Source organism: Leucobacter komagatae (assembly GCF_000834055.1).
GTDB lineage: Bacteria > Actinomycetota > Actinomycetes > Actinomycetales > Microbacteriaceae > Leucobacter > Leucobacter komagatae_A.
Map to the genome: position 1 here is coordinate 107800 of NZ_JXSQ01000006.1, position 23346 is coordinate 131145.

The window sequence follows — 23346 nt, forward strand, 5'->3', positions numbered from 1 at the left end:
CTATGCCCGCCGGTACCGGGCGACTGCTAACGGCAGGAACACCGCAATCAGCAGCACGGGCCACGCCACCGCGAGACCGAGCGCGTGCTCGCTCGCCCACGAGGAACCCGTCGCGAGCCCCGGGTTTCCAAAGAGCTCCCGGAGCGCCGTAACCGTTGCAGACAGCGGATTCCATTCCGCCACACACCCGAGCCAGGCCGGCATCTGAGCGGGGACCACGAAGGTGTTAGAGATCATCGCGAGCGGGTAGATCCCGGCCAACGCAACACCCGCAAGCTCCGGTGAGCGCAGCACCAGCCCGAGGTAGATCCCCACCCAGGCAAGGGCGTAGCGCAACAGCAGCAGCACCCCAGCGCGCCGAGCGTCTGCCACCATGCACCGTTGGCGCGCCAACCGATTGCCAGCCCGCACACGATCAGCACGAGGAGGTCGAGGAGTGAGGTAGCGAGATCCGCAAAGCTCCGTCCGGTGACGACGGCGAACCGTGACATGGGCAGGGTGCGAAACCGGTCGGTCACTCCCCTGGTGCCATCCGTTGCAACGGATAGGACGATCGGTGCCATCGCGAGCACCATCGCCATCACAAACATGCCAGGCATCAGGAAGGCACGATAGTTCCCTCCACCAGGGATCGTCATCGCGCTGCCGAACACGAACCCGAACATGAGCACCAGCAACACCGGGAACACGAGATTGCCGATGAGTTGCGCGGGGAGTTGCGCAAGATGCGTGAGGTGTCGCCGGGTAATGACCATGCTGTCGCGGATCGCCCAGCGAACCGGGGCCTCTGGTTGATGACTTCTGGCATCGACTGCTGCGCTCATGGCTTGCCCCCGTTCTTGCCGGTGAGACTCATGAACACGTCGTCGAGCGAGGGCTGCCGCAGGGCAACGTCGTCGATTTCGATCTCCGCTCGAGCAAACTCCCGTATGACGACCTCGAGCGTGTGGTGACGATCCGGTGCCGCGGCGGCAACCCGGCGAAGCTCCGGAGCCACGACGGGTTCGGACCTGCTGACCGCTTTCATCACTTGCGCGGCGAGCCCGATGTCTTCACCGTTGCGGATCACCACCTCGACCCGGTCTCCCCCGACCTGATCTTTCAGCGCCCGGGGGCTGCCCTCGGCGAGAATCAGTCCGTCTTCGAGCACCGAGATCTGATCGGCGAGGTGATCCGCCTCGTCGAGATATTGGGTGGTGAGTAGCACCGTGGTGCCGGTTTCAACCAGCGCCCTGATGTCCTGCCAGACTTCGCTGCGCGCTCTCGGATCGAGCCCGGTCGTGGGTTCGTCAAGAAAGAGCAGTTGTGGGGCGAGGATCAAGCCGACGGCGAGATCAAGCCTGCGTCGCATTCCTCCGGAGTATCCGCTCGCTGCCCGGTCGGCCACCGCTGCCAGGCCGAACCGGGCCAGCAGTTCCTCGCTCCGGTTCCTCGCTTGCGCGCGTCTCAGGTGGCTCAGTTGCGCGAACATGGTGAGGTTTTGTCGACCGGTCAGCGACTCGTCGATCGCTGGGCTCTGGCCAACGAAGCCCATCACAGATCGCTCTCGGTGGCGAGATCGCACCCGGCGATCCGCGCGCTCCCGGAGTCCGCTTGGATCAGCGTTGCCAGGATCCTCACCGCGGTGGTCTTGCCTGCGCCGTTGGGGCCCAGCAGACCGCACACGGTTCCCGGCGCGACATACAGCGTGAACCGGTCGAGGACCCGGGTGCCGCGATAGGACTTCGTGAGGTCCTCTGCGTGAATCATGAACTTCATCGTTCCCTCCCTGCTGCGATTGGGCAGCACAAGGCAGCCCTCTTCTGGGATAGGGGTCATCCGGCGACGGCTCGTGAAGCTGGTCTCCGTGATCCCCACGGTGGTCGAACGAGGCCCGGTGTGGGTACTGCTACTTGTGGCCACCGAATGGGCCGCGGCCGCCGTATTTCTTATGGATGGCCTGCTTTGAGACGCCGAGCGAAGCGGCAATTTCGGCCCACGTTGCCCCGTTGTTCCGGGCACGTCGCACGTGTACCGCTTCGAGCCGCTCGAGCTCCTTGCGCACGCTCACCATTGCCTGGAGACCGCTCAACGGGTCTCCAGCGTCGGTCGCGCGAACGAGGTCTGCGAGTCGCTCAGGATCCATAAAGTCAACCGTAATTGACCAATGCGGGGAAGTCAACCAAAATTGACCGGCTCCCCGCTCGCACTCGACGCTCTCCCGCATAGACCGCGGTCGATTCGAGCTTCCACCGACTCGGTACGACACGAGCGGCAGGCCCCAGAGCGGACCTCCCCGGCGGATGTACTGGAGCCTCAGATGCTGTGCGCACGTCAGGGAAGTGCGCACGCGCTCCTGCGGCGTCTGTCTGCGACCGGCATGCACCGAATCCAGCCAGGCGGCGGAGCCAAGCATCCCGCGATTCCACGAGCACATGATGACCCTGTGATGACGAGGTCAACATTCGCCAAACGGAAAAAGTCCCGGAAACCGTATAGTTTCCGAGACTTATTGGTCGGGCTGACAGAATTTGCACCTGCGACCATTGACCCCCAACTAGACGGTTCCAGCGTATTCCTTGATGATCCGGCCATCACTCTCCCTCCGAATACCTCATTTCACATCATGGATTGCACCGTTCGCTTTCATAAGGTCCCGACCAGGTCCCGGCTCGTCGTAGCCTTCCTCAGATCTATCTGGGATTTACGCGGGGCTCATGAGCGGGTCTTCGCTAACTCTCAACACTCAGGCTTGAGCAGGGAAGTGATATTAGTTGCGTGAGCTTCCGCCTGCTGCAGGGTCGGCCACACGCCAACGATACCCCGGGCCATCCTCGTGTTCGTGGACGCCCTCCGCCCAGCCCATTCATGACGAGCAGCGCGTCTCGATCCCCGGCCTGTTCGGCTGCGCACAGTGTCCAAATGAGAACGTCACGTCGTGGCATCGCGCGTGACGTCCGCATCGCGGTCATCGCCATTCCGTTGCCACCTATGCGCAGGCTCCGACCACCGTCTCGTGTCAGTGTTCAGCACTATCCTTAGCTCATGTCGTCGATCCCTGAAATTCGAACCCTGCTTCAGCAGACACTCGAAGAGTTCGACCTGCCGACCAATACGGTTTCTGCTAGTACGCGGCGCGCATTACGCATCGCATCGCTTCGTCGCGATCTGGTTAACCAGCTATGGCTGCATTGGGAGCTGACTGACATGACGGCTAGCAAGTTAGCGAATCATGCCGATCCGGGCGGGCTGCAGATTCGCGCCCAGATCGATACTCTTCTCGGAGCCGAGGAGGGCAGCAGGAGGAGCGAGGACGCCTTCACTCGCTGGAGCCTGAACCGCTCTGTTGAGGCTGACGGTAAAACGGGACTTTACAGCGCCTCAGTGGGACAGATCGAGCAAAACGATCTCCTTGTTCGCAAAACCTATGACAATCTAGAGGTTCCCGACAACCTGACGCAGATCGACACATACTTCGTGGCGCAGACGATGGACGCTAGTAGGGCGAAGGTGCTGCCCCTGATCCAACAGAACGGCATTCTGCTGGAGCGGATCAAATCATCAGTACACGCCTTCCTGGTCGCGACCGAAGCCGAGCTCGATGCGGGCCAGCATGACTCATCGCTATTCGTGCGCGCACAAGATTACGTCAATTCGGCGCTAGCGAAGATCGCTCCCGACGCCCTCGAGAAGTTTGTCGCAGCTCAAGACCGCCTATATAGCGGTAAACCCGAGGATCTTGCTCATGCTCTGACCTCCTGCCGCCGGATGATCAAAGCACTGGCGGATGCGGTCTATCCGGCCACTGGCGAGACTCTCACAGACGATGCCGGGATCGGGCGCGTCATGTCCGACGACCTCTACCGGAATCGGCTAATTCAGTACGTTAAAGAGACGATCGGTAAGCACGGCCAAGGCAAAGTAATGCAAGATGCGCTGGCTGCTCTCGGCAACCGATTGAAGTCACTCGATTCACTCGCCAGCAAGGGTGTTCATGACAAAGTGACGGCGGCCGAAGCTGAGACATGCATCGTCTGGACCTACCTGCTGGCAGCTGACATCGTTCGACTTGCTGACGGTACATCAGCTCTGCTTGTCGAGACGAACGACGCCACCGCTTAATTCCGGGAGACATTGCAAACACCCCGACCAGATCTCTCCCTATCGAACTTGTTTTCGCCGGCAACAAAGCAGGTTAGAGGCCGCAGCCCTCCTGGTGCAGACGCGTTCTGGTACGTGATGTACCGCCAACACCGGAGTAATTGATAGTCGGCCTTCGCCTGATCGCGTGGTCGAAGGCTGCTCCCGGATTGGTCTCGCTTCTTGGTAGTCCCGAAGACGGTGCTTCATTCTCATTCCCTTCCCCCTCTCTTGCTTCTTGGAGTCCTACCCATCGAGCTGGGGCTTAGGGAGTTGAGTTCAAGGTCATCGAACGGGATCACGGGAAACGGGGTCTCGTGAAGCAAAGGAGTGAGCAAGGGGTCACTCGTGACCACCGCGCCGACTACCCGCCACCCTGATGCGTCATTACCGTGTCCCAAGGCTGCGACCACTTCGTGAACGTTCTCTCTTAACCAATCAATACGCCTGCTGTGAAGTTCTACTGTGGACTTCTTGTTCTTCTTTCCCAGGAAGAGCTTCTGCAGTTCGTTATGAATCTCCGCTGGAGTTCGGGCAATCTCGAAGTCCTTTGCCTCGACAGCGATGATGGAGCGTGTCCTGGGGTGGACTGCGAGGATATCAACGTCGCCAAGCTCATTCCCTGCTGAATCAGCGATAACATTCTTACCGATTTTCTTCACCGAGACACGCACGTCCATTCCTAGCTGCTGACACCGGGCCGCCACAAGACGTGCAAAGTCATCGTTAACTTTGCCTCTGGCTCGTGAGATGAAGTGCTGCATCTCGATACTCTTGGCCCGGCCCTGCAGCCTGCCCGACCGTAGGTTGTCTGCCCAGTAAACGCCCAATCTGTAGATACCGCGGAATCCGAACACCAGGTCGTTACCTTGAAGAACTAACGGCCTACGGATGTACGACATGTCTCGGTTGAAGCGCCATGGCCACGCGTCTTGTCCGATGCTGAGGAAGCACGACCTCGGCGTGAGGGTGATCGCGGAGACGACTGTGGACACCGCTTCCTGAGACATGTTTCTACTCGCTGCGATCTTGGTGATGGCGGTCGCGCGATCGATGCGCGTAACCCGATCTGCTGTTGCCAAGTCGAGCAAGCCACCGCACACTTCACGGAGATCACCGAGAGTGAACCCGAACTCTGCGTTCATGGCTTGGCTGCTACTTGTTATGAATGCTTCACCATCGAACTGGGAGAAGCTTTCTTGGGCATCGTCCCGCAGAGCATCACGAACTGCGCGCGTGCCTGAACTGGCGGAGTATTTTTCCATCGCTGCCATCACAGGCTGTTCGCGGCTGACACCAAGTCGACCAGATTCAAGGATTGAGACCTGGAAGTCGGCGAGGTTGTGGTGTAGAAAATCTGAGATCGTTCCTCGCTCACCGATCTCTTTAGCGATGCTTAGAATGCGGTAGTAGTCGAGGATGGTGATAACGCGCGTTCCGGCCGGCGGCTGTGCAGCGGCGTATTCGATCAGGAATCGGTTCGCTCTGTGGGCGGCGGCGATCTCCTTCCGATGCTTTACGAGCTCTGTGACTGTGTGTGACTGCTCTCCGAAGCATGCCAAGCGAGCTGCTAACAGCGTGCTGCTGAGTCTGGCGCTGTGCAGAAGCGATTCATTCTGGGCGACCAAAAAGTCAATTAGGTTGCTTCGATCGAATACTGCGACGTCATCTTCAAGTAACTTGAATAGGTGGGAGACAGCAGAGTTGAGTACTCGAACTCGGTCCCTATCTGCGAAGGTACCGGTGGAGAAGCCACCGCCTGTGGGTGATGTTAGCCACTCGCCGAGGCCATCCAGCAGCTGGGCGTCGACCTGCTCATGGCCTTTTAACGGCCGAGGAAGGTTCACCGCCAACATGTCAGGCGAGTGGTCCTGGCTGAAAACATTGATCATTCGCTTTCCACCCTCGGGGGCGACTAGGTCGAGCATCTCCGCAAGGACATCTTTGGCCGCTCCAAACAGCCTACTTAGGAGCACCGCCACCAATTCACGCTCTGCTGTGTTTCTGGGCTGTTGGAGTTGAGCTGCGAAGGCGTAGGTGAACTCTAGGGCAAGCCCTCGATCTGTCTGTCGTGCACGCACGGCCGAATCTGTCGTGGACCGCACATCAGCCTTCTTCCACAATTCCGGATCACTCACCGACAGGACGAGCTCTTCCACGTCAGAAGCAGGCGTCACAGCGGCACGCGCTGCGCACTCACGAACCCAGTAAGCCACACAATCAAGTAGATCGGTTTCGACACCTACAAACTCTTCGGCGCCAGGGTTGAGAGTGATGAAGATCGTCTTATGATCGAGCTCCACTACAGATCCGATGTACGAAGTATTCGGACGAGTGACAAATATCTCTGGCGCATCCAGTTGGTAGCGGCGCTGCACCTGGATGATCGGAGCACCGGGAACTGGCGCAACCACACCGTGCCGATCCGTCTCCTTGAAGAACTTCAGCACCGGAGAGAGACCTTCTCCTGTCTGGAAAGAGGTGAAGGTTGCTGGCCGGTCATCCGATAGGTAGAAAGACTTGTCGTTCTGAGCATAAGAACTGAACTCGTCGAGAATGCTGAACGACATCGAGTCTCCCGGTCGGTTCTCGACAGCTTGGGTAAACAACAGCAGTCCTAGCAAACCATCTGTTTCCTGATGCAGCATGACCTCAAGATCACTTGAACGAGCTATCAGCATCGGATCCGAATCCTCCACATTCGGCACTCCCCAGAACGCACCGCGCCCCGGACTATCAGTTACGACCAGGTGGATCATATCCTCGGCCGAGGAGTATCCGGCTCGAGCCTCGGGGCTCATCAAATCCGCGAGCTGTTCCAGTGTCGGGTGCGTGTTGTATTGGCCCCAGATCTCCGCTTCCCAATCGACGAGGGGATCTGTCGCGAGCACCAAGTGAAGGTCTCGCTTGTCGTCAATGCTGATGAGATACCTGCTGAAGGATTCGCAGTGCTCCAACTCTGCGAGTGGAGTATCTGGAGGCAAAAGCCTCATCAACCGCCGCAAGGCTGCCTCGCGCCAGCGCTTCCCAAACTCTGCGAGTTGAGCTTCTTGCGTGACATATCGAAGCAGATGGAACCTGATCGAGATTGCAAGGTCGAGCGGCAACACAACCCGGTATCCCTCGGCGGTTCTGAGGAATGGCGTAGCGTAGAGGCGGTCGTCGGTGTAATCATCTAGGCAAGGATTCTTCAAGTCTCCCGGATCGAGCGCGAATGTGTCCACGACCATACGGAGCCAAGGGCCGTGTGCCTCGAGCTCTTCATTCGAGATGAACGTTGCGTTAGTGAGCTCACTCAAACGGGCCGCTCCAGGTACATCCACCGGAGTTCGCGCCGACCCTGCGGGTTCGGTGCCGCGCGCGAGCCCCGCCCTCTTGAGCACAATGTCGCTCACGGTGAGCATGCCTTGGACTAGCTGACGGGCGAGTGCTCGTAGCTTTTGCGACATCCAGGGCTCACCGAACCCCGCTTCGATGAGATTCTCGAGATTGGAGACGCTGTGTTCGCCAGAGCCCCCAGATACGAGGTAGGGCCCGCCGAAGAAAGTGATGCTCTGGACAAACACTTCCGAATATGGGTCTTCGAGCAACAGGACGTTTGGCCCACCGATGTCATCCCTTTTCAGAACAGAGCGGATTGCACTCGGACTTACCGCACCGGCCCCGTGGTCGGGCAACGCCATCCCCAGCGCGGCGAGTCGATGAAGTCGGACGTATCGTGGGGCGTTTGTGGGGAGAAGCATCAATCCGGATGCAGCAGCGACAAGTGAAGGGCCATCTATACGCTGAGGAATGTCTTCTACACGGATGCCAGTCACGGTCGGATCCTCCGGCGAGGCAGCACAACCGCCCCAGCGTGGACAATATGGTGCGTGAAATATGATCCTGGAACTGGAACGTGTGCATCACACGCAGGAATCAGTTTGAGCATCGCTATGTGTCCTTAGTCATCGTTGATTTGGGTCTCTCGCCATCATGACGACTGAGAGAATAGCATTTCGGGATGGAGGTTAGGAGCCGCGCACATCTCGCCGAAGTGACGGCGATCGATGGGGGCTTCGGCCATCCGAGGGAACCCCATCGCTAGGACTCCTCATCTTGACAATTCTGCGCACCAGAAGGCGCTCAAGAACGGGTGTGGCATGAAGCGGGGTGACGGGAGCCTGTGCTTCATGATCATGGTTCCTGACTGATGGAAACATGCGGCTGACCGTCTAGCTTCGTGGAGTTGACATCGTACTTATAGGATCACTGATCCGCTGCCCGCCTACCGGCCGACACGCGGCCGGTAGGCGGAGAACACTGACATCTGGCAGCGGCGAGGCGTTTGAATGTTCGGTGCCATCCGATCTGCAGCGCGCACTTGCGGCAGGGGCAGGGGCAGGGGCAGCAGCATTCTCCTCCTGGACCTCAGCTTGATATCACGATGGTGTCTGGAGTATCTCTAGGTGTGTTCGTGCAGGCGAATAGCCAAGGCTGAGCAGCGCGTTGAAGGTCTTCTCTGCAAGAAATCGATCGGTTTCCGCGATCTTGGTCGCCGCAGCGACGAGCTGTTCGACGAACGGCGGCGCTGAGATGTTCTTCTGCATGAGGTGGTTCGCGACGCGTACGTAGTGGGCAGGGTGTTCCTCATGTGGAAAACGGTCGAGGTCGTAATAGTCGTAGAGGTCGTCTTCACTGACGGCTACGGCAGGGCCGCGAACGAAGAGTTCCGCTGCCCTTGGGACATCGATATTGGGAAGTGTTAGCCAACGCAGCAGAGCTCGTTGCTCTGTCTCAGACAACGGAGGTTGCCCATCGAGGCGTTGTTCCCAGTGCGCAAAGATGAGCTCCTGAAATATCCCGGCTTCGCCATTCTGATCAAGGTAGTGGGCTACTGATCGAATCCAGCGCGCGCGTTCTGATTCAGGAGCATGGGCGAGGAAGGCATCCGCCCAGTCAGGATTAGATGCGCCGAAATCGAATGCGAAGCAGATGGCGTGCAGCTGGATAAAAGCCTCGGTCGAACCAGGAATGTTTGTTGTCACGTGGGGCCACGCGGTGCGGATCTGGTGGCGCAGGCTGTCGCGAAGTCGAGGTCCGGGGAATCTTCGTGCGAGCAACCCTGCCCAAAGTGTTGTCGCCTGAGGGGTTGAGCCGAGATCCTCGAAACGTGGGAGAAGGTGTGCGCTGAACCAATCTGGAGCGCGGACCTGAAGATGGGGGCCATACTCGGCGAGCATCATTGGACTCGGATCCGCGAGATTCTCATCCTGAGCGTGCAGGATCTGTTGCAGGCACTCGATTCCCTCCTCTGAGATCCGGGCGTTGTCGCCGCGTTGTTGCGCGATGCGAAGTAACGTCTCGGTGTAGTAGTGGGCAAGGGAGCCACGGGCTGTTGCTCGGGCGCCTGATGCGTCGGTTGGGACCTCGGTGCCATTCTCATGAACGGCGGTACGCCACAGTCCGAAAAGCAGGCGCGATCGTTCGTCTTCGTTGTTAAGCGGGCGGTTAAGTTCGTTCTCGGGATAGGCGACGGAGAAGCCGAGCCTGGCAGCGATCTCTGATCGGTTTTCGGCGTTCAGATGCAGCCGCTGAAGTACATCACTCGCAGTCCAACTCGACCTTTGCACAAGGTGCTGGAGAACGATCTTCCATGCAGATGCATTCCAGGCTCCTTGCATGGCCATCTCATCGAGGAGTGAAAAATGGGCGCTAGAGTTCTGCTCTAGGTAGTCGTGAAGCTCTCGAAGGGTTGGACCGCTAGAGTGCTCGTCCTGGAGTGTCCGATCGTCGAGCAGTCGGCGGACGACATCCACGGCGAGAAAAGAGCGAAAACGGCCCTCGACCTCTCGAGGAGGATCGGACCGAGACGAGACCTGCACGACTGACGTGAGGTTGGGATATTCGTCCGGCGTGTAGCCGTGCTTACGCTCGAGCTCGTGTCGAAGGGCATGGACCGGGTCGTCCGCGGCGACGGTGTCGGTGAGCCAGACGAAGATGTTGTACCGGTCATAGTCGTTGACTTCGATCTCGGACTCCGAGTGGGTGACGTTTTGGATGTAGTCGAGAAACGTCTGCCGCATCGTCGTGGCGGAATTCTTGTAGATGGCCGCCATAAGGCGGAACACTTCAGGCCTGCTCCGGTACTCGAACGGTAGAGCCTGCTGGATAAGGATCTTGATGAGGGCATCGGCGTCGGTGCTGCGGGCCTCCGCGAGCGCGTCGAGCGCCAGTCGTCGAATCATCTCCGAGCGGTCATCCAAGTAGCGAGTGGCGTCTGACACACCGTGATCACGCACTGATTCGCGGAGAAGATCGCGGGCGATATCGACGACGAGGATGTAGGGATCATCTCGAGCGTATCGCTCCGCGTACTCGACCTGGCTTCGACGCACCGATATTGCGTTCTCTGGCCCGCTGCCAGTGAAGAACGCGTCGGTCCTCTCGACGGTACGAATGAGGTCAAGGACAACGGAAAGCATATGTGTTCGGTTTGAGAGTCTCGGCATGAGCTTGGGCCAGGCATCCCGGATAGACGACGTCCTCCACCACAAGCGGAGGCGCGTCTCAAGGGAATCGTCGCGGAAAGCCCAACCGCTTCGGACCTTAAACCGAAGCTGAGGCGTGAGCATGTGGTGTAGAAGGAGTTCCGCTACTTCCGGATCCGTGTCCACCACGCGAGGCAGCAGCATCGAGAGGCGGTCTGACTCTTGGGGCTGCTGTGAGACGGCGAGAACAAAGATCAGCTGTCGGTGGTGTAGCGAGCCATTGAAATCACTGAGAACCTTGTGCCAGATCTGGAACCAGAGGTGCTGGTGCAGCTTTCCCTGGTGCAGGGCAAGAACAGCGAGTAACGCGGCGCCGTCGTCATCGTCGATCGATGCGCACGCCCACTCGGACCAATCGTGTAACCCGGCGTCTCGTTCCCCCTCGGGATCGAACAGCTGGTCCAAGATTTGTAACTTGTCCAACGTCTTGAGCCAGTTCGACGAGCAGGCCTTCGAGCGGAAGTATCGTGCGAGCTCGGGGTCGTTCAGCGTCCAGGAAGTCTCGAGAGCGTCCTGTTCGGCAGCTTCTGGTCCGCGCGCGACGAACTCGGTGATCTCATCAAAGCGTTGACTGGCCGAGGCCGTCAACCGGTTGCCCCAGCGCCCGATAAACGACTCCAGCGCGCCGAACGGATTCTCGTCAGGGGAAGGGAACGGAATAGGGGTAATACCTAGCCTGTTCCAGAGTTCGTAGTCCTCAGCGCTCCTGGTGAATGCGAACCGTTCGCCGTTGTTCGGCAACGCGCGGTTTAGGTATTGGATGATCGTGTCTTCTGCGCTGTACCCGATCAGCACCACGGTGTACCGAGCGAACAGGCGGGTAAGAAACTGCGTCGCCCAACCGTCGGTGATGTATGCACGACCGAAGTCTCGGTCTGTGAGAACCATACGTGTCGTGGGCAGAGGATTTAAAACACCGTGCAGGTGTACCAGACCAGAGAAGTCATCTCCTAGCGGCAGCATAGGTGGAACATGGATAGGCGACTCAAGACAAAGTTCTTCCAGCGCGGCCTCGAAGAGAAAATCGAAGTTGGTGGTCACGATCCTCGGGGTTTTGCCCTGCGCTGTCGCGATCCTCCAGATATTACGGTGGTAGGAGTTCGGAATGTCTGCCGTTTCAAGGCGAGAGCTAACTCGGCGGTGGATGTCTCCACTTATCTCGTGCAACTGCCCCATGATGACGTCGAACTGCACGGGCACATTCTCGTTTGCAGGAACCAGAGCGGAATGACCCAGCGTTCGCGCGATGTCCTCGGCGAGGCCCCTGAAGCCGGGCAGCCCGGAAGGCTTCGCAGAAGACACTCCTGCACCGCAGAAAAACACAAGCCTGTCAGATTGGAATGCTTCCTCGACTTTCTGGGGAAGCGTAACGCCATCGGAACTCCATTCGCTGGTCATCCGGGCTGCCCCTCTCATCTTGTCAATTCTCTCATCGCGAGATGCGCAGAGTCGAAGAAGCCGTGGGCGGGTCGTTGAGGATCTCGAACCCACCCTCGACTATGCTGACATGGCTCTTGAGACGAATACCGCCAAGGCGTATAGACCCTAACAGGCGCTAGACTCAGATTTACGTCCTATCGGAAAATCCTCTGCTAGATGCAAGTCATACCCAGCGCATTTTCGTTCATGGTCGCGCGTTGTGCAGACTAGCGCTCCGAGATGTCCACCGAGAATATTCCCGACTGAGCGACAGTCTGACTCAAGTCGCGCAGATGGTAGGCAGGCTGCCCCCAAACGTCCTCGGAACATCTCTTCGCAGCGGAGCTTGTTCTTCATCACCGTGACACTGTAACGGCTGATGGACGATCAGCTCGCCTTTCCGAACGCCCGCTCCAGGAAACCGGCGGTAAGCGCGTGTGCACGATCTCGTTGCGGCGGATGTAGTGCTCGGGAGTAATCGAGGGATCAGTATTGCCAAGAAGCTCAGACGCAAGCTGTCGTCCCCCGAACTCGTTGTTCGCGGTCCCCGCGGTTCGACGGAACCGATGAGGAGTGAAATCAGGCACTCCAGCCCGCTCCACCACGTCGCGAAGGTACCTGAGGGCGTTCTTGGTTGTGTGCGGTGTCCCGAGGCGTGTCGCGAACAGCAGCGCGTCAGTGTGCGTAAAGCCGATCTTCTTGGGACGCGTTTGGACCGTTCGGATCAGGAACAAGGGTAGCGCAACCCGACGTACAGATCGAGCCGTCTTTGTATGATCCTGCCGGTGGGTGGGTTCAGCCCTCCGGCTTACGATCGTTCCTGAGATCCGCACCAACGGGATCGGCGCATCAAGGTCGAGCTCGCAGAGCCGGGTCGCGAGGACTTCACCGATGCGCACTGAGGTACCGAGCATGACCTCCACGACCTGCCTAAGTTGTCCATCAGCCCAATGGCCTGCCTCAATCTGCCGACGTTCCCACAGCTTGATACCTACGCACATGGCTTTTAGTTCAGCCTAGGAGAGGACGTCAGGCGTGCGGACTGAGCGGCGGCGTCTAGAGACGTGGTCCATCGTCGATCGAGGGATTTCCGAGGTGGTAGCTGATGCGCTGTGGCCCCCACCGGCAGGCGAATCGGAGGCTGATGATACGATGCTAGAGTGGTTTGGGTAGTCGTGAGGGCCAATTTCGAGGCTGTCGCGGCCGAGACTTAGAATCGTTCCGCTGCACGTCTGACAGGTTATCTCTGATCGACGCTCAATGCGGCAAGTCGATGCCTCCCGATTAGGGTGAGGGTGCGTTGGGGCGAGGACCTCAGGTCCGAATATTGCGTATGGCAACCCACATCCTGCCGCAGGTCTTCTATCGATCTCGAGTGTTCGTAACGTCCCGAGGAACGGTACCTATCTCGCCGACACAGGCTTCCTCTTCACACATATTCCACGGCGTCCTTTGCCACTATTCAATCGAGACCAGCGCGGTTGCCTCCACACCGACACCAGACACTGCGCTGACGCTCACGTTCGCGTCAATGCGTTCCTCGGCGGACACGAGAAGCCGGTTCGCGAGACCCCTCGATCCCTCTGGAATGACCGCGCCTATGCGATAGAAAGGTCTTGGATCACCGAAAGCGGGTTCCGGGTTTCGGCTCCCGGCGCGTCGCCACGACCGCAGCCAAAGCCCCGCACAGGCCATCAGCACCCGCGAACGGTCGGGCTGGATTTTAGATGGTGTGCGCATGCCAGGGAGTTGCGCACGCGTTCCCAGAACAGCTGGCTGCGACCAGCTGGCACCGCATCTTTCTGGGTCGCGGGGCCAAACGTCCCCCTACTCCACGAGCGCATGATGGTTTCGTGACGACGAGGTCAACATTACCCAAACGGAAAAAGTCCCGGAAACCGCCAGGTTTCCGGGACTTTCTGGTCGGGCTGACAGGATTTGAACCTGCGACCCCTTGACCCCCAGTCAAGTGCGCTACCAAGCTGCGCCACAGCCCGTTGTCTCTTCAAGCGGTGCCGGCCGGGGCCGATTCCGCTGCCGAAGCAACCTCTCTATTCTAGCCATACTTTTGCGAACCGAAGAACGCGCGGCGGCCGGGCCCGCAGATTCGGCGGCGGCACCCGTGCAAACCCCACACGAGTCACACCGCCTCCCCACAGCGCACCCCAAGCACAGCGAAGGCCCGAGCCCGGCAAACACCGAGCCCGGGCCGTCACAACAAAGCCCTACTCGTCGAGCAGCGCCGCCGCGTACATCGGGCGCGCCGCGTCGGCGCTCGGCGGGTGGAAGAGGCCGGCGGTCGCGTCGCGGTAGATGCGGCTGAGCTCGCTGACGTTGTCGAAGCCGGAGCCGCCCGTGCACATGAGTGCGGTCTCAGCGTTACGGCGTGCAGCAGTCGCGGCGTTCAGCCGCGCGGACACGAGGCGCAGCGGCCAGCCGGCCCCGTGGTCGACGAGCTCGTCGAAGTCACGCGAGTACGCGTCGAGCTGCGCGGGCACCGCCATGAACTCCATGTGCGCGTCCGCGAGCCGCACGCGCGCCTCGGGCACCTCAGCGTGCGAGGTTCCCGCCTTCGCTGAGCGGCGCTTCTGCATGCCGGTGGCCGCGAGAGCGAGCGCCCGGCGCGCGACGCCCGCGTAGACGGCACCGATGAGCAGCTGGAAGTTCGCGGTGATCGCGAACGTCAGAAGGTCGGGGTGCCGCCCGGCAGGGATCTTGCGCCCCACCTTCTCGGGCCGCATGCGCGCGCCGTCGAGGATCGTCGCGCGACTCTGCGAGGCCCGCATGCCGAGCACGTCCCACTGATCCGACACGGTGATCCCCGCGCCGCCACCGGCAGCGGCCTCCTCGTGGGTGCGCTCAAGGAACCCGTACACGAGCGTCTCGGCGTCCGTGCCCGCGGTGGTCTGGTCGAGCCCGTGCACGATGAGCCTCGTCCACACCGGCGACAGCGACGTGAAGATCTTCACGCCGGAGAGCAGGTAGGCGCCGTCATCCTGCGGCTCGGCCTTCGTCTTCGAGCCCTGCAGCACCCAGTCGTTCGCGGGCTCGCTGATGCCGAACGCGAAGATCTCGCCGGCGACGGCCTCGTCGAACACGTAGTCGAGGGAGTGATCGCCGCGCTCGAACATCGCGCGGATCACGCCCGTGCACATGAGGTGCATGTTGATCGCGAGCGCGGTGCCGGGGGCAGCCGTCGCGAGGCGCTGCTGTAGCCGGACCACCTGGTTCAGTGTGAGCCCAGGCCCACCGAGCTCCTCAGGCACGAAGAGCGTGAGATACCCCTGGTCGCGCAGCTCGGCGAGGTCCTCGTGGAAGAAGCTGTTCTCGCGGTCGTACACCGCCGCCCGCTCGCGGAACCGTTCGAGCAGCTCCTCCGGCAGGTAGCGCTCGGCCAGCTCAGCATGCCGCACTTCTCGGTCGCTCATTCTCTCTCCGATCGTTGATTCTCAAGTAAGCAGTACAGGGGCTACGGCCGCTCGATGAGCACGGCTCCGTTGTGCCCGCCGAAGCCGAACGACGTCGACAGCACGCTGTTGACAACAACGGGCCGCGCCTTTCCCGTGACAAAGTCCCAGCCTTCGAACTCAGGGTCGTCGAGGTTTAGTGTCGGTGGCAGTGTCTGGTCGCGCAGCGCCATCACCGAGATGATCGCTTCGACGACGCCTCCCGCGCCGAGCAGGTGCCCCGTGCTCGACTTTGTCGCCGAGATCGGCGTGCGCCGCGCGTGCTCCCCGAGCGCGGCCTCGAGGGCGAGGAGCTCTGCGGCGTCGCCTGCGGGGGTGCCGGTGCCGTGCGCGTTGATGTGGTCGACGCCCTCGGGCGCGACGCCAGCGTCGGCGAGGCACTCCCGCACCGCCTGCGCGGCCCCGCGGCCCTCGGGGTGCGGGGCTGTCGGGTGGTGCGCATCGCTCGCGGATCCGAAGCCAGCCAAGACCGCGAGGATCTCGGCGCCGCGCGCCAGCGCGCTCTCCTCCGATTCGATGAGGATCGCCGCAGCTCCCTGCGACATCACGAACCCTGCGCGTGCGCGATCGAACGGCCGCGACGCCGTTTCGGGCGCGTCTTCGTAGCCTGCGGCGAGCGCCCGCATGTTCGCGTTCGAGGAGAGGTTCACGCCGTTCAGGCAGTCCTCGTAGCCGACGACGAGCACCGCGTCGGCGTAGCCGTGCCTGATGCGCCTGAGCCCATCGCCGAGGCCGACCGCGCCGCTCGCGCACGTCGCCGATATGCCCTGGGCGGGGCCGCGGATCCCGTAGCGCTGACTCAGCAGCGCGGCGGCGGAATCGGGGGCGCCGTGGATCGAGAGCGTGAGCGGAACGGCGCGCGGGCCGCGGGCGTCGAGCACCCGGGTCGCGCTCTGCTGCGCGTCGACGGGCCCGGAGCCGGTCGCCGCGATCACGACGACGCGCGCCTCGTCCCATGGGAGCGCGGGCCCGGCAGCACCGGCATCAGCGGCATCAGCGGCATCAGCATCACCGGCATCAGCGCCAGCGCCCGCAGCGCCAGCGCCCGAGCTGCCACCGGTCTGCGCACGATCAGCATCGGCCAGCGCCGGATCGACCCCGGCCTGCGCGAGCGCCTGATCCGCTGCGGCGATCGCCCAGTGCTGCACGGGGCTGAGCCGCCGCGCGAGGGTCCGCTCAATGCCAGGCGCGGGGAGCGCCGCGACGTCGAAGTCGCGCACCTGCCCGCCGATCCGCACCGCGAGCCCCTCGAACTCGGGGCCCTCGAGGCGCGTGATCGCGCTTCGCCCCATGGCGACCGCGTTCCACAGCTCGGGTACGCCGATACCGCTCGGGGTGACGGCGCCGAGCCCGGTGATGACAACACGTCGCCCGTTCATAGTCGTTCCCCTCCGCCTGATTCGACGAGTGCAACGGTTTCGGCGCGGCGGATCTTCCCGCCCACCGTGCGCGGCAGCGCGTCGATGCGGTACCACTGGCGGGGCACGAACTGCGGGGCGAGCCGCTCCTTCGCGAGCAAGCGCAGCGCGTCCTTCGGCGGCACCACGTCGGTCGGGCCCTCGACGACGAGCGCGACGACGCTGCCGAGCCTCGGGTGCGGCAGCGCGACCGCGCACACCGCCGTGATCCGTGGCAGCCCCTCGAACGCCCGCTCGACCTCGGTGAGCGCGACCTTGTGCCCGCCGGTCACCGCGATGTCGCCTGCGCGCCCAACGAGTTCGAGCTTGCCCTCGACGATACGCCCCTGGTCGTGCACGGTCGCCCAGCCATCTGGGCCGCGCAGCACCTCGTCGGTGGTGCCCGCGAGGTACCCGTCGGAGCAGGCCGCGGCGTCGATCCACAGCGTGCCGAGCTCGCCGTCTGGCACCGGGACCCCCTCGGCCGAGCGGATCTCGAAACCGATCCCGTCGTACACCGAGATGCGGGTGCCGTCGCCGCCGCGGCTGTCGCCGATGAAGCCGATCTCTGCTGCCCCGTAGTAGCTGATGAGTCGCACGCCGGGCAGCACCGCGGCGAGCCCCTCGCGGAGCGCGGCCGACAGGTTCGCTCCCCCGGTGACGACGAGCTCGAGCGAGGCGAAGCGTTCGATGTCTCCTCCCACGCTGTCGCGGCGGGCGGCGTCGCTCAACGCTTGCACGAGCGCGGGCACGGCGACGACGCGGGTGATCCCCTCCTCGCTCACCCGCCGCGCCATCTCGACGGCGTCGAAGGCGTCGGCCATGTGCGCCGCTCCCCCGGTCGCGAGGCACTCGATGAGCGCGTAGAGGGTGAGGCTGTACGACACCGGCCCGGGTGCGAGCGTCGCGACGCCGGGCAGCGGCTCGAGGTACGCGCTCGAGACTGCGACGTTCGCCCGGTACTGCGCGCGCGTCTTCAGGAACCCCTTGGGGTCGCTCGTCGTGCCCGAGGAGAACAGCAGCAGGAACGCCTCACCGCCGTCGCGCACGGTTGGCGCTGGGGCGGGATCGAGCCGCGCCTCCTGCTCTTGGAACTCCGCGAGCGAGACGACCGTGCCGGCCCAGCCGCGCACGGCAAGCGCCGGTGCGAGGTCGTCGGAATCGCTGATGACGAGCCCGATGCCCGTCGCGAGGATCACGGAGACGCGGTGCGCGAGGGGCCAGCGCGGATCGAGCGTCGCCGACACCGCCCTGAAGCCGGCAAGCCCAGCGACGATGCGCGACGTGTGGAACGCGGAGTCGATGCTCACCGCGGTGATCGGGATGCCGCCGGTCTCGGGTGCGGGAGCCGGCGGATCGGCCTGGGCACCGTGCAGCGCGTCGACAGCGGCGAACACGCGGCGGGAGTCCGCGACGAGCTCGGCGTAGGTCAGGCGGCCGCCTGCTCCGACGATCGCGAGCTGCTCGGGATCACGCGCGGCGACCTCCAGAATGGTCTGCGTGATCGGCACCCGTGAGCTCCTCACGCTCGGCTTAGTTGAACTCCGTCCAGCATACGCTCTCCCGGGTCACCGGGCTGAGGCGGTTCGCAGCCAGGGAACAGCCGCGGAACTGCCGAGCCGGGCCGGGGCCGCATAGCGTCCGGGCCAGATCTCGTTCGCCTCACCTCGCTCCCGTTAACCACCCAGTTCCTCGCGCACCGCGCTCTTCGCCGCGCGCGCTGCGGGGAAACCGCCCGCCACGACGCAGAGGAGCGCCCACAGGAACGCGAGCGAGATGAGCAGCGTCACAGCGTCGCCGAGACCGTAGGCAGCGAGCAGGAGCGCGGCGGCCCCGGCAGCAAGCACGCCGCCGCTCGCGATCCCGATGGAGCTCGCTGCCGCCCGGTGCGCAGCGACCCACGCGCCGTCGTCTCGGAGGGTGCGCGGCGTGCGATAGCCGAACACCGCGTTCCGGCGGAACGTCCCCAAGCGACAGGCGCGCGCCCACCGTGCGAGCAGGGCGCCGCCAGCGATGCTGAGGAGCGCGGCGACAATCAAGCTGACCATGGGGATCCTCTCTGCGGTAACTGTCGGAATACCCGACGTTACGCACTCGGCCGCCGCCCCCACCACCACCCACGGGTGGAACCCGCACTCATGTGCGCGACGTATCCTGTTCCCATGGCTGGACACCGCATCTTTAAGCTCGCGTTCTCGGAGCTCTACCCGAACTACACGAACAAGGCCGAGCGCAAGGGGCGCACGAAGGCCGAGGTCGACGAGCTCATCCTGTGGCTCACCGGCTACTCGCAGGCGCAGCTCGACGAGCTCATCACGCCCGGCAACGAGGTGAACCTCGAGGAGTTCTTCCGCGATGCTCCGAAGATGAACCCGGCCCGCGCGGCGATCACCGGTTCGGTGTGCGGTGTGAAGCTCGCTGAGATCGAGGATCCCCTCATGCTCGAGATCCGCTACCTCGACAAGCTCATCGACGAGCTCGCCAAGGGCAAGGCGATGGAGAAGATCCGCCGCACGCTCCCCGCACCGGCCTAGCGCGGGGAGCCCTCACGAGCGGGTGCGCTACTCGTCGTCGTCCGCGTCGTCGTCCTCGTCATCCGCGTCTTCGTCCTCGTCTTCGTCTTCGTCGTCACCGTCGAGGCGCGCCTCGAGCTCGGCGATTTCGTCGCGGACGGCCGCGATCACGTCGGCGTCGTCTTCCCACAGCTCACGGAAGTCTGAGCCTGGCTCGACCATCTCCGAGAGCAGCTCAATGCCCTGCTCGAGGTGATCGTCGAGTCGTTCGAGGTCTCCTGGCCAGACCATGCTGCGCCCGAGCACTGCGAGCAGGTAGCCAGCTGCGCGAATCTTGTCGTAGTCGTCCTCGTACTTGAAGGCCTCGTCGATGTGCGCATCGATGTCGATGCCAGCGAACACGTTTCCGAACCAGTCAGCCGCGCCGTCGGTGTCCCACGGCGCACTTCCCCATGCTCCCATTGTGATGTCCCCTTCGTTTCGCCCGGCGAATCCAGGACATGTGCTCATCCTACGGTCCGGGACGCTGTGGGTCTCCTGCCTGCGCGCTCACAAGCTGCATCACTCGGTCAGGCGCTGCTGCCGCGCGGCAATTTCCTTGGCCAGGCGGCGGGATCCCCAGCACCTGAAACCGATCTGTGTGCCGTCGGAGAGCACGAGCTCAATGGTTCGCGTGACGAACGTGGGGTGTACGCGGATCTCGAAGTCGCCGTCGAGGCTGACCCCGAAATCCATCATCGTCGCGTAGGACTCGCCGAGCACCGGCTTGTTCACGACCCGGTTCACCCGGTTTGCAGAGAACATCAGCCGGTCGGTGCCGAGTTCGATCCACCCACCAACCCAGATCATGCCGTCGCGGGTGCGTGAGAAGTCTCCGAGCTTATCGGCTCGGAGGGTCGCGTTCGCGCGCTTTCTGATGAGCGGGAATGCCGCGTTAGCGTGTGGCATCGGCTGCCGCCTCTCTCTTGGGTCCGCTACTCATAGCCTGGCCGCTGCCGGTTCTTCTTCACCTGCGAGCGCTGCCCTTTGGCGTCGAGCCTGCGCAGCTTCGCGCCGCGGCTCGGCTTCGTCGGGCGCCGCTTCGGCCCGTCGGGCGCGACGCTGCCGTGATGATGCCGCGGAGTTTCTCGAGCGCGTTCTCGCGGTTGCGCAGCTGCGATCGCTGCTCCGACGAGGCAACCGTGAGCGTGCCCCCAACGAGCCTGCCAGAGAGCTTGTCGAGGAGCCGCTCGCGCTGCTCGTCGCTGAGCGCCTTCGACGCCGCGATGTCCCAGGTGAGTTCCGCGCGGCTATCCGAGGTGTTCACGTGCTGCCCGCCGGGGCCAGAGGATCGCGAGAATCGCCATCCGAGCTCCGCGGCAGGGATGGTCAGCTTCCGCGAGACCTCGAGATCCATGCATCCAGGATGGCACAGCCCCGGGAGAGCGCGCCCCTCGCGCGTGCACAGACTTGAGCTGGCGGCCTTTACCCCTGGGACGTATCTGCCTACACTGACGGTTGTGGCGGCTCCAGCGAAGTACCAAAACCTGCTCAGCGCGCTCACGCGCGCCGAGAAGGCCTCGCTCATGTCTGGCCGGAACTTCTGGTACACGAAGCCGGTCGAGCGGCTCGGGATCCCCTCGATCATGCTTTCCGACGGCCCGCACGGCCTGCGCAAACAGGAAACCGTTGGCGATCACCTCGGCCGCAACAGGAGCATCGCGTCGACGTGCTTCCCCACCGCGGCAACGCTCGCGAACTCTTGGGACACGGAGCTGCTCGAGGCTGTCGGCTCCGCCCTCGGGGCCGAGGCCGCGGCGGAGAGCATCCGCGTGCTTCTCGGCCCCGGCCTGAACATCAAACGAAACCCACTCGCTGGCCGCAACTTCGAGTACTTCTCAGAGGATCCACTCGTTTCGGGCAAGCTCGCGGCGAGCTTTATTCGCGGCGTGCAGTCGCACGGCGTCTCGGCCGCCGCGAAACACTTCGCCGTGAACAGCCAGGAGAGCAGGCGCATGACGATCGACGAGATCGTCGACGAGCGCGCACTGCACGAAATCTACCTTGAGGGATTCAGGATCGCGGTCACCGAGGGCGGAACGTGGACCGTGATGAGCTCGTACAACCGGGTCAACGGCACCTACGCGAACGAGAACCGCGAGCTGCTCACCAACATTTTGCGCGGTCGGTGGGGGTTCGATGGCCTCGTCGTGACCGACTGGGGCGGCAACCACGACCGCGTCGAGGGCCTGCTTGCAGGGAACGCGCTCGAGATGCCATCGACAGACGGCGAAACCGACCGCGACATTCTCCGCGCGCTCGCCGGGGCTGCGGTGGACGAGTCCGTCCTCGACGAGCGGGTAGCTGAAGTGCTCCAACTCATCGACCGGACGGAACCCACCGAGCAGCAGGCCGCGAGCGCTGCGGCGCACCGTGCGCGGGCCGGCTCGGGAGCAGCCGGCACCGGGTCGGCGAGCGCCCACCTCCACGCCGCACACCACGAGCTCGCCGTCGAGGCCGCACGCCGCTCCATCGTGCTCCTCGAGAACCGTCACAGCACGCTCCCGCTCGCGCAGGGAAGCGCGGCGCGGGTCGCGGTGATCGGCGACTTCGCTCGCACTCCCCGCTACCAGGGCGCCGGCAGCTCGCTCGTGAACCCGACGCGACTCGACAGCCCCCTCGACGCGCTACAGGAGTCCGGCGTGAACATCGTCGGCTACGCTCCCGGCTTCTCACGGCGGGACTCCCGCTCCCGCAGGCGCGCACGCGGCGCACTCCGGCTGGCGCGCGAATCAGACATCATCCTGCTCTTCCTCGGCCTCGACGAATCCGCGGAGTCCGAAGGGCTCGACCGCAGCCACATGCGGCTCGCGAACAACCAGCTCGAGCTCGCCAACGAGCTGTTAGCGCTCGGGATACCTGTCGTGTGTGTCCTCGCAGGCGGCGCCCCCGTCGAGCTCCCGTTCGCGGAGCAGGCTGCAGCGATTGTGCACGGCTACCTCGCAGGCCAAGGCGGCGGCAGGGCGATCGCAGATGTCCTCACCGGCAAGGTAAACCCGAGCGGCAAGCTCACCGAGAGCTACCCGCTGCGCTACGAGGATGTGCCGTCGGCCCCGGCCTTCGCGCAGGCGGAGGCGACCGCGGAGCACCGTGAGAGCATCTACGTCGGCTACCGCTATTTCGACAAGGTAGACGCCAGGGTGCGCTACCCCTTCGGCCACGGCCTGAGCTACACGAGCTTCAGCTATTCCAACCTCGAACCGGGTGCGGAGCACGCGAGCGTCACCGTAACAAACACGGGCGATGTCGCGGGCAGCGAGGTCGTGCAACTGTATGTTGAGGCGCCAGACCGCGCGGCGCACAGCTTCCGCGCGGTTCGCGAACTGCGTGGCTTCGCCCGCGTCGCCCTGCTCCCCGGCGAGAGCCGCACGGTGAAGATCGCGTATTCGGCGCACGCCTTCGACGTGTTTCACGGCGAAGACCGCGACTGGCGGCGAATCGCAGGCACCTACACGATCCAGGCGGCCGCCTCCTCGCGCGACATTAGGCTCGAGGCTCAGCTCTCCGTCGATGCAGACCACCAGGGCCGCCGCGCCCCGCACCGCACCGCGAGCGCGGACAGCGCGTCGGCTGGCCGTGGCGCCCCAGCTGGAGCGCTCTCACCGCACTACGTGAGCGGCCACGTCGAGCTGGTGAGCGCCGCAGACTTCGAGGGCCTGATCGGCATGCCACTCCCCCCACCCAACTGGCAGGCCGGCGGCCCGCTCACCCGCGCACACACGATCGAGCAGGGCCGCGGTCGCGGCGGCTTTGCTGGTCTGCTCTACTTCATCGCACACAGAAGTCGTGCGGTGCTGCTCGCGCTCGGCAAACCGCTCCAGGCGAACAACACGCGCTTCATCCTCGAGCTCCCCTAGCGCTC

The 23346-nt window shown here is 63.1% G+C and carries 16 protein-coding genes, 1 tRNA gene and 2 pseudogenes; 3 read left to right on the plus strand and 16 right to left on the minus strand.

Annotated elements, in window-relative coordinates:
• The 5 genes and pseudogenes from SD72_RS17920 to SD72_RS06670 form a co-directional block, all read right to left on the minus strand.
• Positions 1–237: a hypothetical protein gene (locus tag SD72_RS17920; RefSeq protein WP_198141893.1), complete on the minus strand. Its 237-nt coding sequence runs from the start codon at positions 235–237 to the stop codon at positions 1–3.
• The gene (locus tag SD72_RS06660) at positions 234–824 is read right to left on the minus strand and encodes an ABC transporter permease (protein ID WP_198141894.1); all 591 of its coding nucleotides are present in this window, start codon (positions 822–824) and stop codon (positions 234–236) included. Before SD72_RS06660 ends, SD72_RS17920 begins: the two co-directional genes overlap by 4 nt.
• Entirely contained in the window at positions 821–1351 is a 531-nt protein-coding gene (locus tag SD72_RS06665) for an ATP-binding protein DrrA1-3 family domain-containing protein (protein WP_232299671.1), read from the minus strand. The genes SD72_RS06660 and SD72_RS06665 overlap by 4 nt, the downstream gene beginning before the upstream one ends.
• Positions 1337–1818: pseudogene (locus tag SD72_RS18180) on the minus strand (ATP-binding cassette domain-containing protein); the annotation flags it as partial. The gene SD72_RS06665 and the pseudogene SD72_RS18180, both read right to left, overlap by 15 nt.
• Before the next feature lie 70 nt (positions 1819–1888).
• Entirely contained in the window at positions 1889–2125 is a 237-nt protein-coding gene (locus tag SD72_RS06670; protein ID WP_042543648.1) for a hypothetical protein, read from the minus strand.
• 899 nt (positions 2126–3024) lie between these two features.
• On the opposite strand from SD72_RS06670, the gene SD72_RS06675 reads away from it, so the two are divergent.
• Positions 3025–4101, plus strand: a complete 1077-nt coding sequence (locus SD72_RS06675; protein WP_157000490.1) for a hypothetical protein — start codon at positions 3025–3027, stop codon at positions 4099–4101.
• Positions 4102–4331: 230 nt separating this feature from the next.
• Here SD72_RS06675 and SD72_RS06680 read toward each other — a convergent pair whose 3' ends face one another.
• The 8 genes from SD72_RS06680 to SD72_RS06715 all read right to left on the minus strand — a co-directional run bounded on the left by SD72_RS06680 (position 4332) and on the right by SD72_RS06715 (position 18980).
• Positions 4332–7937, minus strand: coding sequence for a hypothetical protein (locus SD72_RS06680; protein ID WP_157000491.1), 3606 nt, complete (start codon positions 7935–7937; stop codon positions 4332–4334).
• A gap of 603 nt (positions 7938–8540) precedes the next feature.
• Complete coding sequence (locus SD72_RS06685) at positions 8541–12047, minus strand: SIR2 family protein (RefSeq protein ID WP_198141897.1); 3507 nt, start codon at positions 12045–12047, stop codon at positions 8541–8543.
• A gap of 377 nt (positions 12048–12424) precedes the next feature.
• The gene (locus SD72_RS18685; RefSeq protein ID WP_084766858.1) at positions 12425–13069 is read right to left on the minus strand and encodes a tyrosine-type recombinase/integrase; all 645 of its coding nucleotides are present in this window, start codon (positions 13067–13069) and stop codon (positions 12425–12427) included.
• 919 nt (positions 13070–13988) lie between these two features.
• Positions 13989–14065: transfer RNA gene (locus SD72_RS06695), tRNA-Pro, on the minus strand.
• Between the two features lie 228 nt (positions 14066–14293).
• The gene (locus SD72_RS06700) at positions 14294–15496 is read right to left on the minus strand and encodes an acyl-CoA dehydrogenase family protein (RefSeq protein ID WP_042543652.1); all 1203 of its coding nucleotides are present in this window, start codon (positions 15494–15496) and stop codon (positions 14294–14296) included.
• 41 nt (positions 15497–15537) lie between these two features.
• A complete protein-coding gene (locus tag SD72_RS06705) occupies positions 15538–16914 on the minus strand; it encodes a beta-ketoacyl-[acyl-carrier-protein] synthase family protein (RefSeq protein WP_042543653.1) in 1377 nt (458 codons plus the stop codon).
• Complete coding sequence (locus tag SD72_RS06710) at positions 16911–18443, minus strand: class I adenylate-forming enzyme family protein (protein ID WP_042543654.1); 1533 nt, start codon at positions 18441–18443, stop codon at positions 16911–16913. Before SD72_RS06710 ends, SD72_RS06705 begins: the two co-directional genes overlap by 4 nt.
• A 165-nt stretch (positions 18444–18608) precedes the next feature.
• The gene (locus SD72_RS06715) at positions 18609–18980 is read right to left on the minus strand and encodes an SdpI family protein (protein ID WP_052492530.1); all 372 of its coding nucleotides are present in this window, start codon (positions 18978–18980) and stop codon (positions 18609–18611) included.
• Positions 18981–19094: 114 nt separating this feature from the next.
• Here SD72_RS06715 and SD72_RS06720 point away from each other — a divergent pair, with 114 nt between their 5' ends.
• Positions 19095–19466, plus strand: a complete 372-nt coding sequence (locus tag SD72_RS06720; RefSeq protein WP_042543655.1) for a DUF2200 domain-containing protein — start codon at positions 19095–19097, stop codon at positions 19464–19466.
• 27 nt (positions 19467–19493) lie between these two features.
• Here the strand turns inward: SD72_RS06720 and SD72_RS06725 are convergent, their stop codons facing one another.
• The 3 genes and pseudogenes from SD72_RS06725 to arfB form a co-directional block, all read right to left on the minus strand.
• Positions 19494–19907 carry a hypothetical protein gene (locus SD72_RS06725; RefSeq protein WP_042543656.1) on the minus strand — a complete coding sequence of 138 codons (414 nt, stop codon included), beginning with the start codon at positions 19905–19907 and terminating at the stop codon, positions 19494–19496.
• 99 nt (positions 19908–20006) lie between these two features.
• Complete coding sequence (locus SD72_RS06730) at positions 20007–20393, minus strand: hypothetical protein (RefSeq protein WP_042543657.1); 387 nt, start codon at positions 20391–20393, stop codon at positions 20007–20009.
• Between the two features lie 26 nt (positions 20394–20419).
• Positions 20420–20841, minus strand: a pseudogene (gene arfB, locus SD72_RS06735) (alternative ribosome rescue aminoacyl-tRNA hydrolase ArfB).
• Between the two features lie 103 nt (positions 20842–20944).
• On the opposite strand from arfB, the gene SD72_RS06740 reads away from it, so the two are divergent.
• Positions 20945–23341, plus strand: a complete 2397-nt coding sequence (locus SD72_RS06740) for a glycoside hydrolase family 3 C-terminal domain-containing protein (RefSeq protein ID WP_052492531.1) — start codon at positions 20945–20947, stop codon at positions 23339–23341.
• The last annotated feature ends 5 nt before the right edge of the window (positions 23342–23346 follow it).